A 24,290-nucleotide genomic window follows, 5' to 3' on the forward strand; every position below is an offset into this window, starting at 1 on the left:
TTGTTTACCAAGGAGTTTTCCGTTTCGACTGCGCCGGAAGTGGGGCGAATTATAGACATCTGAAATCTGCCGTCAAGGCCTAATTACGCCTTCTTGGCAGAAGAGGCCTTTTTAGCCCATAACCGCGGTATTCGACGGGACACAACAGGCAGCCGCATCACCAAAAGCAGCCCTCCTATAGATGCGTAGATGGCCCACTCTTCAAGATCAGCACGCACAATCCACAACATATGCAGCAAACCGAGCCCGAGCACCACATAAGCCAATCGATGCAGCTTCTTCCAGCGAACGCCTAACCGGCGCTGGCTGTATCTGTTCGAGGTCACGGCCAATGCGAGCAGGCAAAGAAATGCCAGCGCCCCGACAATGATGTAAGGCCGCTTGCGCAACTCGACACCCAGTTGCGACCAGTCAAACCCAAGGATAAATGCCATATACCCGCACAGATGCAGGACCACGTAGGCAAAACACCATAATCCGAGCTGGCGGCGCACGGCGATCCACCCCGCCCAACCGCTGAGTTTCTGCAGTGGCGTCATCGCCAGCGTGACCAGCAGCAGTATGAGGGTACCCAGCCCCAGGCGATCAACCAGCACCTTACCGGGATCAGGCCCAAGCACATCCGCCCAGGCCTGGTACAACCACAAGACCGGCCAGACGGCGGCGGCGATGAATACGCCGATACGCCAGTACGGGAAACGCATCAGTAGTTCTTCCGCAGATCGAGCCCTGTATATAGAGAAGCGACTTCTTCCGAGTAGCCGTTGAACATCTGGGTGTCCCGCACGTTCGGCTTGAACAGGCCGCTGGGCAGGCGCCGCTCGCGAGCCTGGGTCCAGCGCGGGTGATCGACCGTCGGATTCACGTTCGCGTAAAAGCCGTATTCATCTGCGGCAAGACTCTGCCAGGTCGTCTTGGGCTGCTCGCTGACCAGACTGATCCGCACAATGGACTTGATGCTCTTGAAGCCATACTTCCAGGGCACCACCAACCGCAGCGGCGCACCGTTCTGGCTGGGCAATTCGCGCCCGTACATGCCCACCGCAAGAATCGCCAGCGGATTCATCGCCTCATCCAGGCGCAAGCCTTCGACATAGGGCCAGTCGATCAAGGCGAAACCGGAACGCTGCCCGGGCATGGTCTTGGGGTCCTGCAAGGTTTCGAAGCGGATGTACTTGGCACTGGCGCTCGGCTCCACCTGTTTGAGCAATGCCGACAGGGGAAAGCCGAGCCAGGGAATGACCATCGACCAGGCTTCCACGCAACGCAGGCGGTAAATGCGCTCTTCCAGCTGATAGGGCTTCATGAAGTCTTCCAGCGCGTACCGCCCCGGCTTACCCACCTCCCCGTCTACAACCACACTCCAGGGCTCGGTCTTCAGCGCGCCTGCGTTCGCCGCGGGGTCGCCTTTTTCGGTGCCGAACTCATAAAAGTTGTTGTAGTGGGTCGCATCCTTGAATGGCGTGATCGCCTCATCCTTGACGGTCACCGCCCCCCAACGCGTAGCGGGAAGTTTCTCGGAGAACCAGGAAGGCGCCTTGCCAGGCTCGACGTCGGCGTAGCGGGACGCCTCTTCGGCGCTGGCCCAACGCGGCAGGCTGCCAACAGCCAATCCGGCAACGGCAGCGCCAAGGACGTTACGTCGAGATAAATACAGGGATTGAGGCGTGACGTCCGACTCATGGCAGTCAGACGCCTGGGGGATCTTGATCAGCATGGCTACTCCGCAGTTTTGGAGGACAGATGCACCAAATTAGACTGCGGAGTATGAGGGATATCAGGCGTTTTTGTTCCGGCGAAGTCTTAATAGATATTGCACCGGACCAGAGGCTGCGTAGGCAAGGAACACCAGTAACAGAATACGCGGCGGATCACTGAATACCACTGCGAACACCAGCACCACGGCCAGGATTGCCACGAACGGCACCCGCCCCTTCAGGTCCAGCTCCTTGAAGCTGTTGTACTTGATGTTGCTGACCATCAGCATACCGGCGGCGGCAACCATCAGCGCCACCAGGAAAGACATCCTGGAGCCCTGGATGCCGTAGTCGCTGAACGCCCAGACGATACCGGCAACCACACCCGCCGCTGCCGGACTGGCAAGCCCGATAAAGTAACGCTTGTCTGCGGTGCCCACTTGAGTGTTGAAGCGCGCCAGTCGCAGCGCCGCGCCCGCCACATAGATGAAGGCAACCATCCAGCCGACCTTGCCCATGTCACCCAGGGCCCAGCCGAACGCCAACAGCGCCGGGGCAACGCCGAAGGCGACCATGTCCGACAGCGAGTCGTATTCGGCGCCGAAGGCACTTTGGGTATTGGTCATGCGGGCCACGCGGCCGTCTAGCCCGTCGAGCACCATGGCGACAAAGATCGCGATGGCGGCGAAAGCAAAGTATTTGCTTGCGCCGACCGAGTCACCGGCGCTCGCTGCCGCCTGGGCGCTCATCGAGTTGATGATGGAATAGAACCCCGCGAAGAGATTCGCGGTGGTGAATAGATTCGGCAGAAGATAGATACCACGATGCCGGACTTTACGACCTTCAGCGTCATGCCCTTCTTCGATGTGTTCATCGATGGGCAGCAGGCTTTCGGCGTCAGAAGCCTGGTTTGGCTCTTCGGGACGTTCGCTCATGGACATTACCTTGCAACAGGGTGGAGAAATTTCGACAGGCGTCTGGGACGAGGGTTCGCCCGCAAACGATGCAGCTTTATACCAGAACCGGCTCCCCAAACGAAAAAACGCGGCCTAGGCCGCGTTTTCCGTACAAGTGCGCGACTTAGTTCTTGGCTTTGTCGACGATCTTGTTGGCACCGATCCAAGGCATCATGGAGCGCAGTTGCTCGCCGATGATTTCGATGCCGTGAGCGGCGTTGTTACGACGCTTGGCGGTCATCGAAGGATAGCCGGTAGCGCCTTCGCTGATGAACATCTTGGCGTATTCGCCGTCCTGAATACGTTTCAGGGCGTTGCGCATGGCCTGACGGGATTCGGCGTTGATCACTTCCGGGCCGGTCACGTACTCGCCGTATTCAGCGTTGTTAGAGATCGAGTAGTTCATGTTGGCGATACCGCCTTCGTACATGAGGTCAACGATCAGCTTCAGTTCGTGCAGGCATTCGAAGTAGGCCATTTCCGGCGCGTAGCCAGCTTCAACCAGGGTTTCGAAACCGGCTTTTACCAGCTCAACGGTACCGCCGCACAGTACGGCTTGCTCGCCGAACAGGTCGGTTTCGGTTTCGTCCTTGAACGTGGTTTCGATGATGCCGGTACGACCACCGCCAACGCCTGCAGCGTAGGACAGTGCAACGTTCTTGGCGTTGCCGGAAGCGTCCTGGTAGATAGCGATCAGGTCAGGGATGCCGCCGCCTTTGACGAACTCGGAGCGAACAGTGTGGCCCGGTGCTTTCGGCGCGATCATGATCACGTCGAGGTCAGCGCGTGGCACTACCTGGTTGTAGTGGATCGCGAAGCCGTGGGAGAAGGCCAGGGTGGCGCCTTTCTTGATGTTCGGCTCGATTTCGTTCTTGTACAGGGCGGACTGGAACTCGTCCGGGGTCAGGATCATGACCAGGTCGGCAGCTGCAACAGCGGAAGCAACGTCAGTCACTTTCAAGCCGTGAGCTTCAGCCTTGGCAACAGTGGCCGAGCCTTTACGCAGGCCAACAGTTACGTCAACGCCGGAGTCTTTGAGGTTGCACGCTTGAGCGTGACCCTGGGAACCGTAACCGATAATGGCAACTTTCTTGCCCTGGATGATGGACAGGTCGCAGTCTTTTTCGTAATAAACTTTCATGAAATTCCCCTATATATCCAGGCCGTTCAGGCCATTCACTAATTTGGTTTAGATGCTGAGTACTTTGTCGCCGCGAGCGATGCCGGTTACGCCACTGCGGACGGTTTCCAGGATCGATGCGGTGCCGATGGACTGAATGAAGCTGTCGAGCTTGTCGCTGGTACCGGTCAACTGAACGGTATACACGCTGGCGCTGACGTCGACGATCTGTCCACGGTAAATATCGGTGGTGCGTTTGATCTCGGCGCGCTGTGCGCCAGTGGCCTTGACCTTGACCAGCATCAGTTCGCGCTCGATGTGAGCACTCTCCGACAGGTCGACCAGTTTGACCACTTCGATCAACTTGTTCAGGTTCTTGGTGATCTGCTCGATCACTTCGTCATGACCCACTGTGGTCAACGTCAGGCGCGACAGGGTCGGGTCTTCGGTCGGTGCCACAGTCAGGCTTTCGATGTTGTAGTTGCGCTGCGAGAACAGGCCGACTACACGAGAAAGAGCACCCGGTTCGTTTTCCAGAAGCAAGGAAATAATATGCCGCATGATTAAGTACGCTCCGTCTTGCTCAGCCACATATCGCGCATGGAGCCGTCTTTGATCTGCATCGGGTAGACGTGCTCGCTGGTGTCGACCGAAACATCGATGATGACCAGACGATCCTTCATGGCGAACGCTTCTGCCATCTTCGTCTTCAAATCTTTCGATTCGGTGATGCGCACGCCGACGTGACCGTAGGCCTCCGCCAACTTGACGAAATCAGGCAACGATTCCATATAGGAATGTGAGTGACGGCTGCCGTAGCTCATGTCTTGCCACTGGCGAACCATACCCAGAACACCGTTGTTCAGGATCACGATCTTCACTGGCAAGCCATACTGCAGGCAGGTCGACAGCTCCTGGATGTTCATCTGGATGCTGCCCTCGCCCGTCACGCAGACGACGTCGGCATCCGGGAAGCTCAACTTGATGCCCATGGCCGCCGGGAAACCGAAGCCCATGGTGCCCAGGCCACCGGAGTTGATCCAGCGATTGGGCTTGTTGAACGTGTAGTACTGCGCGGCGAACATCTGGTGCTGCCCCACGTCCGAGGCAACAAAGGCATCGCCCTTGGTGACTTCGCACAGGGTTTCGATCACGGTCTGCGGCTTGATGACGCCGCCGTCGCCCTTGTCGTAAGGGAACAGGCCACGATCACCGCGCCACTCATCAACTTGCTTCCACCAGCTGGCAACGGACTCCTTGTTCGGGGTCTCGCCGATTTCCTTGAGGATCGCGACCATTTCGGTCAGGACGCTTTCCACCGGACCCACGATGGGTACATCGGCCTTGATGGTCTTGGAGATCGAAGCCGGGTCGATGTCGATGTGGATGATCTTGGCGTTCGGGCAAAACTTCGCCGGGCCGTTGATCACACGGTCATCGAAACGTGCACCGACTGCCAGGATCACATCGGCGTGGTGCATCGCCAGGTTGGCGGTGTAGCTGCCGTGCATGCCGAGCATGCCGATGAACTGGCGATCGGTGCCAGGGTAGGCACCCAGGCCCATCAAGGTATTGGTCACTGGCAGGTTGAGCATTTTCGCCAGCTCGGTCAGCGGCGCGGAGCCACCACCGAGGATCACGCCGCCGCCGGCGTACATCACTGGCCGCTTGGCCGCCAGGAGCATTTCTGCAGCCTTGCGGATTTGCCCGGAGTGACCGCGAACGGCCGGGCTGTAGGAACGCAGCTTGGCTTTCTTCGGAAAAATGTATTCGAACTTCTCGGCCGGGTTGGTCATGTCTTTGGGGATATCGACAACGACCGGACCAGGACGACCGGATTGCGCCAGGTAGAACGCCTTCTTCATGACTTCCGGAATTTCCGACGCGTGCTTGATCATGAAGCTGTGCTTCACGATCGGCCGGGAGATACCGATCATGTCGGTTTCCTGGAACGCGTCGGTGCCTACCATGGTGCTAGGCACCTGGCCGGAAATGACCACCATCGGAATGGAGTCCATGTAGGCCGTGGCAATACCGGTAATGGCGTTGGTTGCGCCCGGCCCGGAAGTGACCAGTACCACGCCGGCTTTGCCGGTGGCACGGGCATAGCCGTCAGCCATATGGGTCGCAGCCTGCTCGTGGCGAACCAGGATGTGGGTCACTTCCGGTTCTTTGAACAGGGCATCGTAGACATGAAGAAGAGCACCACCCGGGTACCCGTAGATGTACTTGACGCCTTCGTCACGCAAAAAGCGGACGAGCATCTCACCGCCAGATAAAAGCTCCACGTTGTTCACCTCTAAAACGCCAGAATACCGCCCACATGCAAAAGGACGGGTCTTAATAGGTTTACTTCTCAGCAGAGCATGAGCGACGGTGGTCGCCGACTACGTCAGCACTGACTGAGCAAGTATTGGGATCGTCCCAAGTGTTGCGGGACTTTCCCACCCAGCGCGAGGTAACGCGTTGCGGGTGTAACAGGTCGGCGCGGGTATGCGCCTCATGATCTGCCGAGTGGGTCTGCTTCTGGCAGTCCCTCTACAGCGGACTTTGGATTCTTCTGTTTCGTCCCCTCCAAGTCAAGCCGTCTATGTGCTTTATTGAAGTAAGCGCATGAGAAAGCAAGAAAAAACCGCTAAACCGCAACTGTGTTAGCTTCAATTGCGCAACTCATGGCAAGGAAATGGCATGCGAACTTTATTGATGGTCGGTCTACTGATCAGCCCTTGGTGTCTGGCGGGGCAAATCTACAAGTGGGTGGACGCCCAAGGCGTGACTCATTTCGACGCCCAGCCTCCTCAAGGTCAGGAGGCGACGACGGTGCTCACTCCAGCACCGGCCCCGGCCAAGCCGGTACCACCACCACGCAGCCATGTGATTGGCGACCAGCAGGCGATCGACAAATCGGTGAAGGCACAGGTGGCCGAGCAGCAGGCGCAGTTGCAGGCGTTCTGCCAACAGGCCCGCACGAACCTGGCCCAGCTACAGAACAATCCAAGATTACGAGAGGAAGTCGACGGTGAGATGCGCCGCCTGAACGAGCAACAGCGTCAGGAGCGCATCAGCGAATCACAGAAACAGATTGGGGATAACTGCCAATAGAACCCTGCGTAGGAGCTGCCGAGCGAAGCAGAGGCTGCGATCTTTTGACCTTTACCCCAGAACAACAAGATCAAGAGGTCGCAGCCTCGTTGCACTCGACAGCTCCTACATCCGCTCCTACATCGGATCCGGCGCTAGCGGGCAGCCGTGATCAGCAGGTCAAACTCCTTGAGCAGCACCTGCAACTGCCGATCCTTGCCCTGCACATTGCGCGCGGCGAACACCATTTCGGCCATTTCCTGGATTCCCGACGCGTTGGGCAACGGGAGATCCTGTTCGAGGATCATTTTCATCCGCGGCAGGAAAATCCATTGCAGCCACTGTTCGAAATCCAGCGTATCGACCGAGAAAGGCTCAACGCTGGAAAGCGCCTCAGTGGAGGGCGAGACGTCGTCCCACCATCCCTGCACTCGCAGTTCGCGCTCGATCAACAGCAGTTGCTCGGCGATCTTCGGAAAGCGTGCGTCCATCACAGCGTGACCTTGGCCTTCTGGCGGGCCAGCGCAGCGCCTGCAGAATCACCCTGCTTCTCACGCGCCTGGGCGATCAGCCCCCACAGGCTGGCCTGCAGGTCCGGCCGGCCATTGGCCATGGTCAGGCCCCGGCGGGCGAACTGCTCGGCCTGTGCCGCATCACCTTGGGCCATGCGCACCTGGGCCAGGCGATAAAGCACCTGCGGCTCACGTGGCGCCACCCGCTGGGCACGCTCAAGGCTCGACGACGCGCCGTTGAGGTCACCGCCCGCCTGTTGCTGCTGGGCCGTGGTCAACAGCGCCAGCACCGGACCGTCCAGTTGCTCATCGGCCGACAAGCCACCGCCGGTACTGGCTGACGGAATCCCGCTCGGAGTCGCCGGCATGCTGTAGCTGCCCTGGTTGATCGGCGCCGACTGCACTGGCGCCGTATCGATTGGACCTGGCGTGATCGGGCCCGGCGTGATCGGCGAAGTGCTGATAGGCGCAGAAGCCACCGCACCACCGCCTGGGACCATCACCACCACCCCAGTGTCACCTTGCGGTATCGCCTGGACCTGCGCCTGTACCGGACGCTTGACCGTCGTCTGCCGGAAACCGCCATTGGCCTGCACACGTTCGCTGTTCGAAACGGCGCTGCCGGAATCCACTACCGGAATGGACCCGCGTTGTACGGTGGAGCAACCGCTGAGCAAAGCCACGGCGGTAACCGCTGGAATCAACCACTTGTTCACTTGAAACCCTCTTTGCTTAGTTCATCCAGCCTTTGACCCAATCCATCACCGTTTCGCCCGAAGCAGGGCTTTCGCCACCGCAAGCGGGGCCGGGAGGCGGTTCGCTGCCGCGAATATACGGCATCTGTACGGCACCTGGACAACCCGCATCGGAACCCTGCCCCGTGCGTGAATCAACCCAGGCCTGAACAATGTTGTCTGGCTGCGGCATGTCCAGCGGCAACGGGTCGGCCTTGCGCATGAAACTGGTCCAGACCTGCAGCGCGCCGGTGGCGCCGGTGAACGGCGTCTTGCCGTTGTCATCGCGCCCCAACCACACCACGGCCAGCAGGTCCTGGCTGAAGCCGGCGAACCAGCTGTCTCGCGAATCGTTACTGGTACCGGTCTTGCCGGCCAGGGTCAGGGTCTTGGGCAACACGTTATAAACCGAACTGCCGGTACCTTCACGCATGACCCGCTGCATGGCGCTCTGGACCAGATAAATGGAAGCCGGGTCGAAACGCTGCTCGATCTGGAACGGATAACGCTTGAGTGGCTCGCCTTCGGCGGTGAGCACACTGCGAATGCCGCGCATCGGTGTATTGAACCCGCCGTTGGCGAGGGTCTGGTACATGGTTGCCACTTCGATCGGGGTCAAGCCTCCGGCCCCCAGCAACATCGACGGGAATGCCGGAAACTCGCGACTCACACCCAGTCGTGCAAGCGTCTTGAGCACGTTCGGTACGCCCACCGCCAAGCCCAGGCGAGCGGTCGACAGGTTGTAGGAATGCGCCAGGCCTTGATAAAGGAATACCGTGCCATGGGAGCGGCGATCGTAGTTCTGCGGTTTCCAGACCTGGCCGTCCGCGCCCTTCACCGAGAAGGAGTCGTCCGACAGCCAACTGGTCAGGGTGTACTGGCTCGGTTTTTCCAGGGCCGTCAGATAAACAGCCGGTTTGATCAGCGAGCCGATCGGTCGAACCGCATCCAGCGCGCGGTTGAATCCGGCAAAACTGGCCTGGCGGCTGCCGATCATGGCCTGGACTTCGCCGGTTTCCGGGTTGGTCACGACCATCGCCGCTTCAACCTCATCGGAGCCCTTGCGCCCGGACAGACGTTTGAACGTGTCATTGACCGACGCTTCGGCTTTCATCTGCAGGATCGGATCAAAGCTGGTGAAAATCCGCAGGCCTTCTTCGGTCAAATCCTCGTCGCGATAGTCCTGGCGCAGCTGACGCTTGACCAGATCGAGGAAGCCGGGGAACGAGCTGTCGGCGAGTTTCCCGCGGGTAGTCACACCCAGTGGCAATTTCTTCGCGGCGGCGACCTGCTCGGCAGTGGCCACACCCTGCTCCTGAAGGACATCCAGCACCAGGTTGCGGCGCTCCAGGGCGCGTTCGGGGTTACGTCGCGGATTGTAGTAGGAAGGGCCCTTGACCATGCCTACCAGCAAGGCCACCTGATGCAGTTTCAGCTCGGACAAAGGCTGGCCGAAGAAGAACTGGCTGGCCAGTCCAAAACCGTGCACCGCACGCTGGCCGTCCTGGCCGACGAACACTTCATTGAGGTAAGCCTCAAGAATCTCGCGCTTGTCGTAATGCAACTCCAGCAACATCGCCATCATGGCTTCGGTGAGTTTGCGGGTCAGGCTGCGTTCGCTGGTCAGGTAGAAGTTCTTGACCAATTGTTGCGTCAGCGTACTGCCGCCCTGAGTCATCTTGCCGCCGGACGTGTTGACCCAGACGGCACGGGCAATCGACTTGGGTGACACACCCCAGTGGGAATAGAAGTCGCGGTCTTCCACGGCGACCAGGGTTTCCAGCAGATACGGCGGAACCTGATCGATTTTTATCAGGATGCGGTCTTCGAGATTCTTCGGATAAATCCCGCCGATCAGCAGCGGCTCCAGGCGCACCACCGAAAGCTTCGAGCCATTGGTGGCCGACAGTTCCGCCACGTAATCGCCGGAGAAGCGCACTCGCACGGGCTGGGCTTTCTCCATACCTTCATAGAACTGGAAGCCTCGGGTATTCAAGTCGACGGTGTTGCCGTTGACCGCCGCAGCGCCAGGACCATTGCTTACGCTCTCGCGCCGGTAGCCCAGGGCGTCGAGCTCGGTGAGGAAGTCTTCCTTGCTCAGCTTCTGCCCGGTGAACAGCTCGAGCGGGCGCGCGTAGACCTTGGCCGGAATGGTCCAGCGCTTGCCGGAGAACTTCTCCTGGACAATTGCATCAAGGTAGACCGCGAATCCGGCGAGCACCACGAGGCCGACCAGACTGAGTTTAAGGGCCCAGCCCAGCCACGGGCGCAGGCCCCTGGAAGGTGGTTTTTTTGGAGTGCGGGGGGATCGAGTACGAGTCATGGCGGCGGATTATACGCACTTTATTCATACTCAACAGGAGGCCTCCGAGGTTTGCGTCGAGCGGACTTGCGGCCATAATGGCGATCGTGAATTTTCCCAGACTCTGAAGGATCGCCTGTGAGCCAGTCCCTGATCGCTGCCCTGCAAAACCCGGCCCTCTACCCGCATCCCGTAGACGGGTTCCAGGTCATCGAGACCCACATTTCCTGGGTCCTGCTTACCGGCCCCTTTGCTTACAAAGTGAAAAAACCGGTGAATTTCGGCTTCCTTGACTTCACCAGCCTGGACGCTCGCGAGCACTTCTGCGGCGAAGAGCTGCGGCTTAACCAGCGTTTGACCAATGATTTGTATCTTGAAGTGTTGCCGATTACCGGCAGCGCCGAAGCGCCGCAATTGGGTGGCGACGGGCAGGTGATCGAGTTCGCGCTGAAAATGCGTCAATTCCCGCAAAGTAATCTGCTCAGCACCTTGCAAGCCAATGGTGAATTGACCACCGCGCACATCGACGAGATGGCCGCGCAGATCGCGCAATTCCACCTCGCGGCGCCTAAAGTCCCGGCCGAACATGAAGCCGGTACGCCGGACGCCGTGATGGCACCGGTGAGCCAGAACTTTGAGCAAATCCGCCCGTTCCTCAGCGACAAGACCGACCTCCTGCAACTGGACGCGCTGCAAGCCTGGGCCGAAAGCAGCTTCGAACGCCTCAAGCCGTTGATGGCCCAGCGCAAGGCCGGCGGCTTCACTCGCGAGTGCCACGGTGATATCCACCTGGGCAACGCAACGCTGATCGACGGCAAGGTCGTGATCTTCGACTGCATCGAGTTTAATGAGCCGTTCCGCTTCACCGACGTCTATGCCGACACCGGCTTCCTGGCAATGGACCTGGAAGATCGTGGACTGAAGAGCCTGGCGCGCCGTTTCATCAGCCAGTACCTGGAATTGACCGGTGACTACCAGGGCCTGGAACTGCTGAACTTCTACAAGGCCTACCGCGCCCTGGTTCGGGCCAAGGTCACCCTGTTCAGCATGCCGGCCGCCGCCGACCCCGTGCAACGGGCGACCGCCCTGCGCCAATACCGCAACTACGCCAACCTGGCGGAAAGCTACAGCACCATCCCGTCTCGCTTCATGGCTATCACCCATGGTGTCTCCGCGGTAGGCAAAAGTCGTGTAGCCATGCGTCTGGTAGAAGCACTGGGCGCCATCCGCCTGCGCTCCGACGTAGAGCGCAAACGCCTGTTCGGTGAGCAGACCGTTGCAAATGAGCCACAGGCCGGCATTTACAGCGCTGAAGCCAGTGCCGCGACCTACGCCCGCCTGCATGAAATTGCCGGGGTCATCCTGCGTGCCGGCTTCCCGGTCGTGGTCGACGCCACTTACCTCAAGCACGAGCAACGCGACGGTGCAGCACAAATCGCCGAAGCTACCGGTGCGCCCTTCCTGATCCTGGACTGCAATGCGCCGCAAGCTGTCATCGAGACCTGGCTGGCCCTGCGCCAGGCGGACAACACTGACCCATCCGACGCAACCCTGGCCGTCATCGAAGCCCAGCAGGCCAACCGTGAGCCGCTGACGCCAGCGGAGATTCTCTGCAGCAAACGCGTCCAGACCAATGAAAGCGGCACACTGGATACCGTGGTAGCGCAGATTCGCCAGCGCTTGCCAGGCTTGTAAGGGGCATTTCGTCCGTGAGGTCTTCGCCGACCTCACGGGCGCCCGATAGTGGCACTATACTGGCGTCATAAATCCAACAGGTGATGTGACATGAGCCAGCCCAAACTTCTCGACACTCCGCTCTATGCCTTGCTGCACAAGGACGACATCACAGGCTTCAACAGCGAACGCCCAAGCGAAGGCGTCATAGACATGGTCGGAGGCGACTTTCGCGGCCTGGACCTGCGCGAACTGAATGCCGATGGCGTGGATTTCACCGACGCCTACTTCCGCTCCGCCGACTTGCGCGGCATCGACTTTCGCAAATCTTCCATGGAAGGTGCGAGCCTGGCTCACGCCCAGATCTCGGGCGCTTACTTTCCGCCCGAACTGAGTGCAGACGAAATCCTGATGTCGATGAATTTCGGTACGCGCCTGCGCTATCGCACCCGCTGAAATCGCGCATGAACTCCCGTCCGGCGCCCCCCGCTCTGCGCTGGACTGCTTACGCCTACCCGCGCAAAAGGCCAGCTGCCCAGTCCGGCATCAAGACCGCTTAGAAGCTTTTGCCCTGAAACCGACCAAACAATCACGCTTTTCCTGCTGATGGCTACACTCCTGAGAAGCTTGCCCACGCTCCCATTCGGCCGTCGCAAGGAGGCTTGATGAATGATGAACTGCAACACCTGAAGAATCTTGGCAAGACGTCAGCGCAGTGGTTGCATGCCGTGGGCATTCACAGCGCCTCGGACTTGCGTCGCCTCGGGGCGGTGGATGCCTATCGGGCCGTGCGCACGCGCGGGTTTCGAGCGTCCAAGGTGTTGTTGTATGCGATCGAAGGTGCGCTGATGGACGTGCACTGGAACGATATTCCCGCGGAGCGAAAGGAAGCGCTGAACAAGCAGCTGGAAGCCATCTCTTCACGGCACAAGAACTGAGTTGCCCGCTGACTGGCCTGAAAGCCTCTGATTACTTGGCTTTCAGGGCGATTACAAATTAACGATCAATCAGCTGTTGACATGGTAATGAGAATCGCTATGATTATCACAACTGGTCGCGAGACTGGTCGATATTTGAACAGCCCTTGGTTCGGACTCTCAGATATCTCCTCATCAGGCTAATCACGGTTATTTGACCCGGCTCTTGCCGGGTCTTTTTTTGCCCGCTGAAATGTGCCCGGCCTTTCATTTTTTGCGAGCTTTTCCGAGCTGCTTGCGCATCTGCTTACAATAATCCGGTGCCTTCACCTTCGGCGTATACCAGACATAATCCGCCATCCCCACCGTGACCTCACTGCCCTGCTGAGCCAGCATCAACACCGTCGCTCCTTCCTGCGCCCCCAGATCCAGCAAATGGATCGGCACGCCGACATCCTTGCGCGCATGAAAAGCGCCAGCGAACAGCAAGGCAGGCTCAGGCGCTGCGAGCAGGCGTTCGGCCATGCGTCGGTCCCGTTGTTGCTGGACCGCCAGCATCGCGGGCAGTTGCGACTTGGGCAGCAGGCCGCAATGGGAGTCGCGGACTTGCTTCTGCAGTTCATCCTTTACGTCCTCTGCGCTGGACCGAGGACCGCTTGGCGTCGCCGGATGCGTATACGCCGCACGGACTTCCAATGGGTCCAGGTTTGCGGCAAGCAAGGGATACGGCTGGGTCAGGGCAAACTGAATGATGGGCCCGTACAGCGCCCAGTCCCAACCTTCCTGCCAGGCCAATGCATCGCGCAAATCCGCCGGGGGCTTGGAGGCCTGACGAACCTGATCGACATGCGGTTGTTGGTCCGGGGTGAGCATTTCGAGCAGCAGGCTGCCTTGGGTTCGTTGCTCACCCAAGGCTTGCAACAACCACAACTGCAGGGCGTGGTGATCACGATTGTCGTGTTGCTCGCCCACGATCAGCCGCGATGGCCTGGCCAGCGCCGCCAGCAGTTGCTCTGCCGTCAACACCTGGCCAGTGCGCAGGTCACGAATCTCCCCGGCTAAAGGCGGCGGCGGAGGTGGAGCAGGTGGCGGCGCGGAAACATGCGTACAGGCACCCAGCAGGAGCACCACCAGAATCAAGACTGCGCGCATGTTTACGCTCCTATGACAGATTCAACGAGCAATGATCAGCGGATGACCACGCTCAGGATGCGGCTGCACCAGCACTTCGAGCCCGAACACCGCCTTCAGCGGCTCCGGGCGCAGTACCTGCTCGGGCGTATCCAGCGCCACCTGCCGGCCGCCTTCGAGCAGCAACAGGCGATCACAATAGCGCGCGGCCAGGTTCAGGTCATGCAGGATCACCAGCACTGCCGCGCCCCGGTTGGCAAATTCGCGCACGGCTTGCAACGTGGTGTGCTGGTGCAGCGGGTCGAGCATTGAGGTCGGCTCATCGAGTAACAAGGTCTGCCCAGCCTGCCCCGGCCACAACTGCGCCAGCACCCTGGCCAGATGCACCCGCTGGCGTTCGCCACCCGACAGGGCCAGGTAGCTGCGGCCGCTCAAGTGACCGGCGTCAGCGGCCTGCAAGGCGGCAGCGATGATTTCGTCATCGCGCACTCGACCGGTTTGATAAGGCAAGCGGCCCATACCGACAACTTCCTCGACACGGAAGGCGAAGTCCAGCGTCGAGACTTGCGGCAATACGGCCAGTCGCTGGGCTCGCTGGACACCCGTGCACTGACTCAACTCCAGCTCATCGAGCCAGACGCTGCCCTGATCAGCCTTCAACTCATCGCACAACGCCCCCAGCAAAGTACTTTTGCCTGCACCGTTGGGGCCCAGCACGCCGAGCACTTCTCCAGGCTTGAGCTCAAGCGTGATGTCCGTCAGCACCGTCTTGGTGCCCCTGCGGATTTGCAGATTTTGCGTACGCAGCATCACACGCGCCTCCGGACCAGTAGCAATAGAAAGAACGGGGCGCCGATGAACGAGGTGACTATCCCGATCGGCAGCTCGGCCGGCGCCAGGGCCAGACGGGCGACCAGATCGGCAAACAACAGCAGGCTGCCACCGGCCAGTATCGAAGCCGGTAACAGCACCCGATGGTCGGGACCGGCCAGCAGTCGCACCAGGTGCGGCACGACCAACCCGACAAAGCCGATCATGCCAGCCGCCGCCACCGCGGCGCCGACCCCCAGCGCGGTGCAAAACACCAGTTCGCGCTTGAGCCTTTCGACGTCGATGCCCAGGTGGCCGGCTTCGGACTCGCCCAACAATAACGCGTTCAGCGCCCTCGCCCGGCGAGGCAACCATAGCGCCACGCCGACACTGACCAATAACAATGGCCAGAGTCGCGAGTAACTGGCGCCATTGAGGCTGCCCAGGTTCCAGAAAGTCAGGGTGCGCAGGGTCGCGTCATCGGCCATATAAGTGAAGAGCCCCACGGCCGAACCCGCCAACGCTGTCAGGGCGATACCGGCCAACAACATGGTCGCGACATTTGTCTGACCGTTGCGCCGGCCCAGTCGATACACCAGCGCGGTCACACCCAGCCCACCGAGGAAGGCGCACAGCGATAGAAGATAGGGCCCGAAGGACACCGGAAGCCCGCCAAATGCCGAGCAGCCGACAATCGCGATGGCCGCCCCCAAGGCAGCGCCACTGGAGACCCCCACCAGCCCAGGATCGGCCAGCGGGTTGCGGAATAAACCCTGCATCGCCACGCCAGACAGCGCCAACACCCCGCCTACCGCCAGGCCTAGCAGGGTTCGGGGCAGGCGAATCTGACCGAGGATCAATTCGGCCTGCTCCAGGCCTTCAGGCGCGATGGGCACGCCCACCATGCGCAAGCCGGCGCGCAAGGTGTCGACCAAGGGCAGGCTGACCGGCCCGAGCGCCAACGACAACCAGATAGCCAGCAGACACAGCAGGCTCAAGCCGATGAACAGGGTTCGGGGTTTGACCAGCACGGTCATTGCGCGGACATACCCGGGTAGAAGCCGTCAGCGAGGGACCTCAACGCATCGGGCAAGCGCGGCCCCAGCCCGCCTACCAGCAAGGTCGGATCCAGTTGGATGACCCGCCCGTTTTTGGCGGCAAGGGTCGAGGAAAGAATCGGGTTTTCCCTGAACAACGCCGCGCGGGCCTCTTCACCTGTCAGCACGCGATCGGCGAACACCAGCACCTGCGGATTGAGGTTGGCCAGCGCTTCGACGGAAAACGGCTTGTAGCCGGTATGAGTTGCCAGGTTGTGCCCGCCGGCCTTCTGCAGCATCCAGTCTGCAGCCGTGCCCTGGCCGGCGATCAACGGTTTGCCACCGGCATGACCGACCAGCAACAGCACTCCGGGAGCCTTTTGCTTGAGCTGCGCCTGGGTCACCCGAAGCTGTTGCTCGTCAAGTTGCGCGCGGTAGGACTGGAACGCCCGGGACGCCTGCTCCTCAGCACCCAGCAATTTGCCCAGGTGCTGCAAATTACCCTGCAATGCCGCCAGGTCAGGCTGGGCCGAGAACAATTCGACCTGCACCCCCGCAGTGCGCACCTGCGACAACACCGGTGGTGGCCCCATTTCCTCGGTCCCCACAAGAATCTGTGGGCGCAGGCTCAGAATGCCCTCCGCCGACAGCTGGCGCTGATAGCCAATGCTCGGTAACGCCTTGAGCGCTGGCGGGTGCTGGCTGGTGGTGTCGACCCCGACCAGCTTCGACTCTCCCCCCAGGACGCTGACCCATTCCGATACCGCGCCACCTGCGCTGACCCACCGCTGGGGCAACTCGGCCGCCGTCGCATGATGACTGGCGAGAAGTCCGATACAGAGCGCAGCAACGCGGGTACTCAGGCGCATGAATAGCTTCCTTTAAGGTTTTCCCGGACAGGGAGGCGGCAGGCCAAGTATCCTCGACATCCGGCCTCCAGCGGGCGAAGCCGGCATTTGATAATTGTTTGCATTTGCACGTCAAGCTCGGACACATCTGTCAGAGGTTTCGGCACTCGAGGATAGCCATGAAGTTTTTTTGCGCAGGCACCGAACTGCCCGATGACAGCAGCCGCGGCTTCGAGATCGAAGGCCGCAAACTCTTTGCCGTGCGTCGCAGCGGCCAGGTATACGTCTACCTCAATCGCTGCCCGCATCGCGGCGTCGGCCTGGAATGGCAGCCCGACCAGTTTCTCGACCCCAGCAACAGCCTTATCCAGTGCGCCACCCACGGCGCCCTGTTCCTGATCGAGGACGGCGAATGCGTGTCCGGCCCGTGCGCCGGGCAGTCCCTGACACCGGTCCCCTGCCGTGAAGACGCTCAGGGAATATGGGTCAACCTTTAGCCGTTGAGCAGCACGGCCAGGCGCCGATCGACCCGCATCCCCTCATGACTCAAGCACACGCCGTAGGACAGTACTTCCACCCCGCAGGCCACCGCTTCACGCAGCGCCTCGGCGTAGGCTGGATCAATTTCGTGGGCCGGACGCACCGCCTCGATGCCGGTCAGGTTCACGCAATACAGCTGCACCGCGCGAATCCCGTCCCGCGCCAGGTGCGCCAATTCCCGAAGATGTTTGGCCCCGCGCTGGGTGACTGCATCAGGAAAGGCCGCTACCGATGAGCCATCGAAACCCAGCGTGACACTTTTGACTTCGACATAAGCTGGCCCGCCAGGGTAATCCAGGCGGAAATCGATGCGACTGCTTTCCTGACCGTAAGCCACTTCACGCTTGAGCTCAGTGAAACCGTTCAGCTCGGTGATGACCCCACCGCGCAACGCTTCCTCGATCAAGCCGTTGGCGCGCCCGGTGTTCACGCAGAACAAGCGCCCCTGGGGCGTTTCGCCAATCTCCCAGGTACCGGGCAACTTGCGTTTCGGATCATTGGAGCGACTGAACCAGACCTGCCCGCCCTCGACCTGGCAGTTGAGCATCGAGCCGGTATTGGGACAGTGGATGGTCAGCAACTCGCCATTCACGGTCTCGATATCGGCGAGAAAACGCTTATAGCGACGGATCAGCCGGCCTTCTTCGAGTGGAGGATCAAAGCGCATCAGCCTTGCCAGCTCCGCAGACCGCGGGCAATTCTCTCGACGGCTTCCTGCAGGCGCGGCAAATTTTGCGTGTAGGCAAAGCGCACGTGATGGCCAGCCTGGTAACGCCCAAAATCGAGCCCCGGCGTAATTGCAACATACTCGGTTTCGAGAAAATGCCGACAGAACGCGAAGGCATCACCGCCGAATTTGCTGATATCGGCATACAAGTAGAAGGCGCCCTCCGGTTCTACGGCAATGCCGAAACCTAATTCCCGCAAAGCGGGCAGGAGGAAATCGCGGCGGCGGCCGAATTCGGCACGGCGTTCTTCGAGAATGCTGATGGTGGCTGGTTCGAAGCACGCCAGGGCAGCGTGCTGAGCCATGCTTGGGGCGCTGATGTAGAGATTTTGCGCAAGTTTTTCCAGCTCGCCGACGGCGGCTTCGGGCGCTACCAGCCAACCGAGACGCCAGCCGGTCATTCCGAAATACTTTGAAAAACTATTCAGCACGAAGGCACTGTCATCCACTTCCAGCACGCTGGCCGCGTCGGTGCCATAGGTCAGGCCATGATAGATCTCGTCCACCACCAGATGGCCGTGCCGCGCCTTGATCGCACTGGACAGGCCCGCCAGCTCGTCGCGGGTCAGAATGGTCCCGGTCGGATTGGCGGGCGATGCCACCAACGCGCCGACGCTGTCCTGGTCCCAATGCCGCGCCACCAGATCGGGGGTCAATTGGTAACGCACGTCGGGGCCAACCGGCACTAACTGCGCGGCACCTTCCACCAGCCGCAGGAAATGCCGGTTGCACGGGTACCCCGGGTCCGCCAGCAACCAGTGCTTGCCCGGATCCACCAGCAAGGCGCTGGCCAGCAACAGTGCCCCGGAGCCGCCTGGCGTGATCAATATTCGCCGAGGGTCGATATTCAGCCCGTAACGTTGCTGATAGAACCCCGAAATAGCCTCGCGCAACTCGGGAATCCCCCGCGCCGCAGTGTAACGGGTCTTGCCTGCGGTCAAGGCGGCCTGGCCTGCCTGGATGATCGGCTCGGCCGTAGTGAAGTCCGGTTCGCCGATTTCCAGGTGGATCACGTCGTGACCTGCAGCCTGTAACTCATTGGCGCGGGCCAGCAGGGCCATGACGTGGAACGGTTCGATCGCGCGACTGCGGGCACTGTAGGACTGAGCCATCGGCCTTCCTTCAACGGGAGAAAAAACTGATTCTACCCAAGCGCAGGAACGAGCGAGAAGCTAAAGCGGTCAGAGCGTTATAACGCTGGTCTCAAACGACTCAAGCGTGTGCCCCAGGTTTGACTAAAATCAATAATTGATCAGGTCTCCAGCACCACCAGACAAGGCTTTGCAATCATTTGCAAGCCCATTGAGCCACTACCTCGACATCCGGGAGTAGCGCGGTCCGATTTGATCTGGTAAGTTCGCCCGCTTGCAGCCGCAGGGCCGGCAGGTGTCGGTGATGGAGCAATCCTGCGCAATGGATTACAAGAGTAGAGGCGGTCCATTTCATGCCCACCCAAGCAAAGCAGCAAAACCAGTCGATCAGCGGCTTCGAACCCTACCAGGCAGTAAAGGGCGAGGAGTACATGGGCAAGCCCATGCGCGCTCACTTCACCAAGATCCTGAACAAGTGGAAACAGGACTTGATGCAGGAAGTCGACCGTACGGTTGATCACATGAAAGACGAAGCGGCCAACTTCCCTGACCCGGCAGACCGTGCCAGCCAGGAAGAAGAATTCAGCCTCGAATTGCGCGCCCGTGATCGCGAGCGCAAGCTGATCAAGAAGATCGACAAGACGCTGCAATTGATCGAAGACGAAGAATATGGCTGGTGCGAGTCCTGCGGCGTCGAGATTGGCGTCAAGCGACTGGAAGCCCGCCCTACCGCCGACATGTGCGTTGACTGCAAGACCCTGGCGGAAATCAAGGAAAAACAAGTCGGCAAGTAATTGCGACCTGGATAAAGAACGGAGCGTGCGAACGCTCCGTTTTTGTTTCTGATATTTGTGTTACCTGATGCGCCTATAAAATCGCCATCACTGTAGGAGCGAGCTTGCTCGCGATGAACCTGAGGACGCCGCGGGGTATCAGGCTTTCAGCGTTATCGTTGACGACCGTCGCGAGCGAGCTCGCTCCTACAGGTTGTTTGGCGCCAGCCAGGAAAAAGTAACGTTACCCCATGACTGCCATCGCCTCCCCCACCTACACCGGACGCTTCGCCCCCACGCCCAGTGGTCACCTGCACTTCGGTTCGCTGGTCGCCGCGCTGGCGTCCTACCTCGACGCGCGCTCGGTGGGCGGGCGCTGGCTGATGCGCATGGAAGACCTGGACCCGCCCCGGGAAGAGCCCGGCGCCCAGGCGGCAATTCTCAAGGCACTGGAGAGCTACGGCTTTGAATGGGACGGCGCGGTGGTGCGCCAGAGCGACCGCCACGATGCCTATGCCGAGATTATCAGTCGCCTGTTCAACCACGGCCTGGCCTACGCCTGCACCTGTTCGCGCAAACAACTCGAGCCCTATCACGGGATATACCCGGGGCTGTGCCGCAATGCCGGCCATGGAACCGAGGATGCAGCGATTCGCTTGCGCGCCCCCGAACTGGAATACCACTTCATCGACCGCGTACAAGGCGAATATCGGCAGCACCTGGGCCGTGAGGTCGGCGATTTTGTGATCCGCCGCCGCGACGGCCTGTATGCCTACCAACTGGCTGTGGTCCTCGATGACGCCTGGCAGGGCATCACCGATATTGTGCGCGGAGCCGACCTCCTCGACTCCACGCCGCGCCAGCTCTACCTGCAGGAATTGCTCGGCCTGTCGCAACCGCGCTACCTGCATATTCCGCTGATCACCCAGCCCGATGGCCACAAGCTCGGCAAATCCTATCGCTCCCCGCCACTGACAGAAGATCAGGCAACCCCCTTGCTCCTGCGGGCGCTGCGCGCACTTGGGCAAACGCCCGGTAGCGAACTCGCGTACGCCACCCCGCGAGAGGTGCTGGATTGGAGCATCGCCCACTGGGATGCGCTGAAGATCCCGCGCACACTGCACCTGCCCGAGGCACAACTGCAGTGATGACGCTTGCAGTCGCGCCGCCATCCGTTACCATCGCCGCACGTTTTCGGGCACGCGCATAAAAAAGAGAGGCCGGGATGTACATCTATCGCTTGGTCCTGCTTCTTGTAGTGGGGATCTACCTGTTCTCCCCGGCCATCATGGACTGGTGGATCGACGCCACTGGCGCCTGGTATCGCCCTTATCTGCTCTGGCTGATTCTGATCGTCGTGACCTTCATCCTGCAGAGCCAAAAAGATGCCGATGAGCTTTAGCCTGACCCAGATGATCCTGATCAGCGCCGCCTACCTTGCGGTGCTGTTCGGCGTAGCCTGGATCAGCGAACGGGGCATGATCCCCCGGGCGATCATTCGCCACCCGTTGACCTACACCCTGTCGCTGGGGGTCTATGCCAGCGCCTGGGCATTTTACGGCACGGTAGGCCTGGCCTATCAGTACGGCTACGGGTTTCTTTCCAGCTACCTCGGGGTGTCCGGGGCGTTCCTGCTGGCGCCGGTGCTGCTCTATCCGATCCTGAAAATCACTCGTACCTATCAACTGTCGTCGCTGGCTGACCTGTTCGCGTTTCGCTTTCGCAGCACCTGGGCCGGCGCGCTCACCACCATCTTCATGCTGATCGGCGTACTGCCGTTGCTGGCATTGCAGATCCAGGCGGTGGCCGACTCCATTGGCATCCTCACCCGCGAGCCGGTGCAGCATCGCGTAGCCTTGAGCTTCTGCGCGCTGATTACTCTGTTCACGATCTTCTTCGGCTCGCGCCACATCGCCACCCGGGAAAAACATGAAGGGCTGGTGTTCGCCATCGCCTTCGAGTCGGTGATCAAGCTGATCGCGATTGGCGGCGTTGGCCTGTATGCGCTGTATGGCGTGTTCGACGGCCCGCAGCAACTCGAACTGTGGTTGCTGCAAAACCAGACCGCCCTCGCCGCCCTGCACACACCGCTGCAGGAAGGTCCGTGGCGCACGCTGCTGCTGGTGTTCTTTGCCTCGGCGATCGTGATGCCCCACATGTATCACATGACCTTTACCGAAAATCTCAACCCGCGCTCGCTGGTCAGTGCCAGCTGGGGCCTGCCGCTGTTCCTGCTGCTGATGAGCCTGGCGGTTCCGCTGATTCTCTGGGCCGGACTGAAACTCGGCGCCACCACTAACCCTGAATACTTCACGCTGGGCATCGGCATTGCTGCCAACAGCAAGGCACTGGCGCTATTGGCCTATATCGGCGGCCTGTCTGCGGCCAGCGGCCTGATCATCGTCACGACCCTGGCCTTGTCCGGAATGGCCCTGAACCACCTGGTGCTGCCGCTCTACCAGCCGCCGGCCGAGGGCAATATCTACCGCTGGCTGAAATGGACGCGTCGGGCGCTGATTGTCGCGATCATCATGGCCGGCTACGGCTTCTACCTGTTATTGGGCGCGGAACAGGACCTGGCCAATCTCGGCATCGTCGCTTTTGTCGCCACCCTGCAATTCCTGCCGGGGGTCCTGTCGGTCCTGTATTGGCCAACCGCCAACCGCCGCGGCTTCATCGCCGGCCTGCTCGCGGGCATCATGGTGTGGCTGGTGACCATGCTGTTACCGCTGGTCGGCAATCTCCAGGGCTTCTACATTCCGCTGCTGAACATGATCTATGTGCTGGATGACACCAGCTGGCACATGGCGGCCATCGCGTCGCTGGCGGCCAACGTGCTGATGTTCACCCTGATTTCATTGTTCACCAATGCCAGCCCGGAAGAAGCCAGCGCCGCCGAAGCCTGTGCCGTGGATAACGTGCGCCGGCCGCAGCGGCGCGAACTGCACGCCGCCTCGCCCCAGGAATTCGCCACGCAACTGGCCAAGCCGCTGGGTGCCAAGGCTGCGCAAAAGGAAGTCGAGCAGGCCCTGCGCGACCTCTACCTGCCATTCGACGAGCGCCGCCCCTATGCGCTGCGTCGACTGCGTGACCGCATCGAGGCGAATCTTTCCGGCCTGATGGGACCAAGCGTTGCCCAGGACATGGTCGAGACGTTCCTGCCCTATAAGGCGGGCGGCGAAAACTACGTTACCGAAGATATCCATTTCATCGAAAGCCGCCTCGAGGACTACCACTCGCGCCTCACCGGCCTTGCTGCGGAACTCGATGCCCTGCGCCGCTACCACCGCCAGACCCTGCAGGAATTGCCCATGGGCGTCTGCTCCCTGGCCAAGGACCAGGAAATCCTCATGTGGAACAAAGCCATGGAGGAGTTGACCGGGATTGCCGCGCAGCGCGTCGTCGGATCGCGCCTGAGCACCATCGCCGATCCCTGGAAAGAACTGCTGCAAGGCTTCATCAACCTTCCGGACGAGCACCTGCACAAGCAGCACCTGGCCCTGGATGGCCAGACCCGCTGGCTGAACCTGCACAAGGCGGCCATCGACGAGCCGCTGGCACCGGGCAACAGCGGCCTGGTGTTGCTGGTGGAAGACTTGACCGAAACCCAGATGCTCGAAGACAAACTGGTGCATTCCGAGCGCCTGGCCAGCATTGGTCGCCTGGCAGCCGGCGTCGCCCATGAAATCGGCAATCCGATCACCGGCATCGCCTGCCTGGCGCAGAACCTGCGCGAGGAGCGCGAGGACGATGGCGAGCTGAGGGAAATCAGCGGGCAGATTCTCGAACAGACCAAGCGTGTATCGCGCATCGTCCAGTCGCTGATGAGCTTCGCCCACGCTGGCAGCCATCAGCATAGCGACGAGCCCGTCTGTCTGGCCGAAGTGGCCCAGGATGCAATCGGCCTGCTGGCCCTGAACCGGCGCAATTTCGAGGTGCAGTTCTACAACCTGTGCGACCCTGATCACTGGGTCGAAGGTGATCCCCAGCGCCTTGCTCAAGTGTTGATCAACCTGCTCTCCAACGCCCGCGACGCCTCGCCTGCCGGCAGTGCCGTGCGGGTCAAGAGCGAAGCCGGCGAACACACGGTCGACCTGATCGTAGAGGACGAAGGCAGCGGCATTCCGAAGAACATCATGGACCGATTGTTCGAACCCTTCTTCACCACCAAGGACCCTGGCGAAGGCACCGGTCTGGGCCTTGCACTGGTCTATTCCATCGTTGAAGAGCATTATGGACAAATCACCATCGACAGCCCGGCTGATGTTCAAAGCCAGCGCGGCACCCGTATCCGGGTGACCTTGCCGCGTCATGTCGAAGCGACGTCCGCTGTGAACTGA

General features: G+C 60.5%; 24 protein-coding genes. 9 read left to right on the forward strand and 15 right to left on the reverse strand.

Translation table 11 applies throughout. The features are described 5' to 3' along the window. Window positions 1-83: 83 nt before the first annotated feature. The 6 genes from msrQ to AAEZ05_RS19640 form a co-directional block, all read right to left on the reverse strand. Window positions 84-704 carry a protein-methionine-sulfoxide reductase heme-binding subunit MsrQ gene (gene msrQ, locus AAEZ05_RS19615; protein WP_045059417.1) on the reverse strand — a complete coding sequence of 207 codons (621 nt, stop codon included), beginning with the start codon at window positions 702-704 and terminating at the stop codon, window positions 84-86. Beyond that, the gene (gene msrP, locus AAEZ05_RS19620; protein WP_045059416.1) at window positions 704-1,717 is read right to left on the reverse strand and encodes a protein-methionine-sulfoxide reductase catalytic subunit MsrP; all 1,014 of its coding nucleotides are present in this window, start codon (window positions 1,715-1,717) and stop codon (window positions 704-706) included. The genes msrQ and msrP overlap by 1 nt, the downstream gene beginning before the upstream one ends. A gap of 60 nt (window positions 1,718-1,777) precedes the next feature. Then, window positions 1,778-2,632: a CDP-diacylglycerol--serine O-phosphatidyltransferase gene (gene pssA, locus AAEZ05_RS19625; RefSeq protein ID WP_045059415.1), complete on the reverse strand. Its 855-nt coding sequence runs from the start codon at window positions 2,630-2,632 to the stop codon at window positions 1,778-1,780. A 145-nt stretch (window positions 2,633-2,777) separates the two neighbouring features. After that, the gene (gene ilvC, locus AAEZ05_RS19630; protein ID WP_007948647.1) at window positions 2,778-3,794 is read right to left on the reverse strand and encodes a ketol-acid reductoisomerase; all 1,017 of its coding nucleotides are present in this window, start codon (window positions 3,792-3,794) and stop codon (window positions 2,778-2,780) included. A gap of 48 nt (window positions 3,795-3,842) precedes the next feature. Next, entirely contained in the window at window positions 3,843-4,334 is a 492-nt protein-coding gene (ilvN, locus tag AAEZ05_RS19635; protein WP_003176102.1) for an acetolactate synthase small subunit, read from the reverse strand. A 2-nt stretch (window positions 4,335-4,336) separates the two neighbouring features. After that, window positions 4,337-6,061 carry an acetolactate synthase 3 large subunit gene (locus AAEZ05_RS19640; RefSeq protein ID WP_045059421.1) on the reverse strand — a complete coding sequence of 575 codons (1,725 nt, stop codon included), beginning with the start codon at window positions 6,059-6,061 and terminating at the stop codon, window positions 4,337-4,339. A gap of 400 nt (window positions 6,062-6,461) precedes the next feature. Between AAEZ05_RS19640 and AAEZ05_RS19645 the strand changes: the two genes are divergently transcribed. After that, a complete protein-coding gene (locus tag AAEZ05_RS19645; RefSeq protein WP_045059414.1) occupies window positions 6,462-6,875 on the forward strand; it encodes a DUF4124 domain-containing protein in 414 nt (137 codons plus the stop codon). A gap of 134 nt (window positions 6,876-7,009) precedes the next feature. On the opposite strand, the gene AAEZ05_RS19650 is transcribed toward AAEZ05_RS19645, so the two are convergent. From AAEZ05_RS19650 to mrcB, 3 genes are read right to left on the reverse strand one after another with little or no spacing between them, the layout of a single operon-like run. Then, on the reverse strand, window positions 7,010-7,345 hold the full coding sequence (locus AAEZ05_RS19650; protein ID WP_045059413.1) for a YqcC family protein: 336 nt from the start codon (window positions 7,343-7,345) through the stop codon (window positions 7,010-7,012). Then, window positions 7,345-8,082: a tetratricopeptide repeat protein gene (locus AAEZ05_RS19655; RefSeq protein WP_045059412.1), complete on the reverse strand. Its 738-nt coding sequence runs from the start codon at window positions 8,080-8,082 to the stop codon at window positions 7,345-7,347. The genes AAEZ05_RS19650 and AAEZ05_RS19655 overlap by 1 nt, the downstream gene beginning before the upstream one ends. Window positions 8,083-8,098: 16 nt before the next feature. After that, a complete protein-coding gene (mrcB, locus tag AAEZ05_RS19660; protein WP_045059411.1) occupies window positions 8,099-10,423 on the reverse strand; it encodes a penicillin-binding protein 1B in 2,325 nt (774 codons plus the stop codon). A gap of 117 nt (window positions 10,424-10,540) precedes the next feature. On the opposite strand from mrcB, the gene AAEZ05_RS19665 reads away from it, so the two are divergent. The 3 genes from AAEZ05_RS19665 to AAEZ05_RS19675 all read left to right on the forward strand — a co-directional run bounded on the left by AAEZ05_RS19665 (window position 10,541) and on the right by AAEZ05_RS19675 (window position 13,014). Further along, window positions 10,541-12,097 (forward strand): bifunctional aminoglycoside phosphotransferase/ATP-binding protein, encoded by a 1,557-nt coding sequence (locus AAEZ05_RS19665; protein ID WP_045059410.1) that lies wholly within the window; start codon window positions 10,541-10,543, stop codon window positions 12,095-12,097. 90 nt (window positions 12,098-12,187) lie between these two features. Further along, on the forward strand, window positions 12,188-12,532 hold the full coding sequence (locus tag AAEZ05_RS19670) for a pentapeptide repeat-containing protein (RefSeq protein ID WP_045059409.1): 345 nt from the start codon (window positions 12,188-12,190) through the stop codon (window positions 12,530-12,532). A gap of 209 nt (window positions 12,533-12,741) precedes the next feature. After that, on the forward strand, window positions 12,742-13,014 hold the full coding sequence (locus AAEZ05_RS19675; protein WP_007971093.1) for a TfoX/Sxy family protein: 273 nt from the start codon (window positions 12,742-12,744) through the stop codon (window positions 13,012-13,014). A gap of 246 nt (window positions 13,015-13,260) precedes the next feature. On the opposite strand, the gene AAEZ05_RS19680 is transcribed toward AAEZ05_RS19675, so the two are convergent. From AAEZ05_RS19680 to AAEZ05_RS19695, 4 genes are read right to left on the reverse strand one after another with little or no spacing between them, the layout of a single operon-like run. Continuing rightward, window positions 13,261-14,145 carry a ChaN family lipoprotein gene (locus AAEZ05_RS19680; protein WP_045059408.1) on the reverse strand — a complete coding sequence of 295 codons (885 nt, stop codon included), beginning with the start codon at window positions 14,143-14,145 and terminating at the stop codon, window positions 13,261-13,263. A 21-nt stretch (window positions 14,146-14,166) separates the two neighbouring features. After that, entirely contained in the window at window positions 14,167-14,934 is a 768-nt protein-coding gene (locus tag AAEZ05_RS19685; protein ID WP_045059407.1) for a heme ABC transporter ATP-binding protein, read from the reverse strand. After that, window positions 14,934-15,917: a FecCD family ABC transporter permease gene (locus AAEZ05_RS19690; protein WP_350648580.1), complete on the reverse strand. Its 984-nt coding sequence runs from the start codon at window positions 15,915-15,917 to the stop codon at window positions 14,934-14,936. Before AAEZ05_RS19690 ends, AAEZ05_RS19685 begins: the two co-directional genes overlap by 1 nt. 50 nt (window positions 15,918-15,967) lie before the next feature. Next, window positions 15,968-16,840, reverse strand: coding sequence for a heme/hemin ABC transporter substrate-binding protein (locus AAEZ05_RS19695; RefSeq protein ID WP_045059405.1), 873 nt, complete (start codon window positions 16,838-16,840; stop codon window positions 15,968-15,970). 158 nt (window positions 16,841-16,998) lie between these two features. Between AAEZ05_RS19695 and AAEZ05_RS19700 the strand changes: the two genes are divergently transcribed. Then, window positions 16,999-17,316: a Rieske (2Fe-2S) protein gene (locus tag AAEZ05_RS19700; RefSeq protein WP_045059404.1), complete on the forward strand. Its 318-nt coding sequence runs from the start codon at window positions 16,999-17,001 to the stop codon at window positions 17,314-17,316. Here the strand turns inward: AAEZ05_RS19700 and sfsA are convergent. Next, entirely contained in the window at window positions 17,313-18,026 is a 714-nt protein-coding gene (sfsA, locus tag AAEZ05_RS19705; protein WP_350648501.1) for a DNA/RNA nuclease SfsA, read from the reverse strand. The two genes, AAEZ05_RS19700 and sfsA, sit on opposite strands and share 4 nt — an antisense overlap. After that, entirely contained in the window at window positions 18,026-19,198 is a 1,173-nt protein-coding gene (locus AAEZ05_RS19710; protein ID WP_350599490.1) for a pyridoxal phosphate-dependent aminotransferase, read from the reverse strand. The genes sfsA and AAEZ05_RS19710 overlap by 1 nt, the downstream gene beginning before the upstream one ends. Before the next feature lie 332 nt (window positions 19,199-19,530). On the opposite strand from AAEZ05_RS19710, the gene dksA reads away from it, so the two are divergent. From dksA to AAEZ05_RS19735, 4 genes are all read left to right on the forward strand, one after another. After that, window positions 19,531-19,971 carry an RNA polymerase-binding protein DksA gene (gene dksA, locus AAEZ05_RS19715; RefSeq protein ID WP_045059401.1) on the forward strand — a complete coding sequence of 147 codons (441 nt, stop codon included), beginning with the start codon at window positions 19,531-19,533 and terminating at the stop codon, window positions 19,969-19,971. 230 nt (window positions 19,972-20,201) lie between these two features. Beyond that, window positions 20,202-21,098 (forward strand): tRNA glutamyl-Q(34) synthetase GluQRS, encoded by an 897-nt coding sequence (gene gluQRS, locus AAEZ05_RS19725; protein WP_205893387.1) that lies wholly within the window; start codon window positions 20,202-20,204, stop codon window positions 21,096-21,098. A gap of 77 nt (window positions 21,099-21,175) precedes the next feature. Beyond that, window positions 21,176-21,352 carry a hypothetical protein gene (locus tag AAEZ05_RS19730; RefSeq protein ID WP_003176118.1) on the forward strand — a complete coding sequence of 59 codons (177 nt, stop codon included), beginning with the start codon at window positions 21,176-21,178 and terminating at the stop codon, window positions 21,350-21,352. Continuing rightward, window positions 21,336-24,290: a sensor histidine kinase gene (locus tag AAEZ05_RS19735; RefSeq protein WP_205893386.1), complete on the forward strand. Its 2,955-nt coding sequence runs from the start codon at window positions 21,336-21,338 to the stop codon at window positions 24,288-24,290. Before AAEZ05_RS19730 ends, AAEZ05_RS19735 begins: the two co-directional genes overlap by 17 nt.

This window comes from Pseudomonas sp. HY13-MNA-CIBAN-0226 (assembly GCF_040310305.1).
Classification (GTDB): domain Bacteria; phylum Pseudomonadota; class Gammaproteobacteria; order Pseudomonadales; family Pseudomonadaceae; genus Aquipseudomonas; species Aquipseudomonas gregormendelii.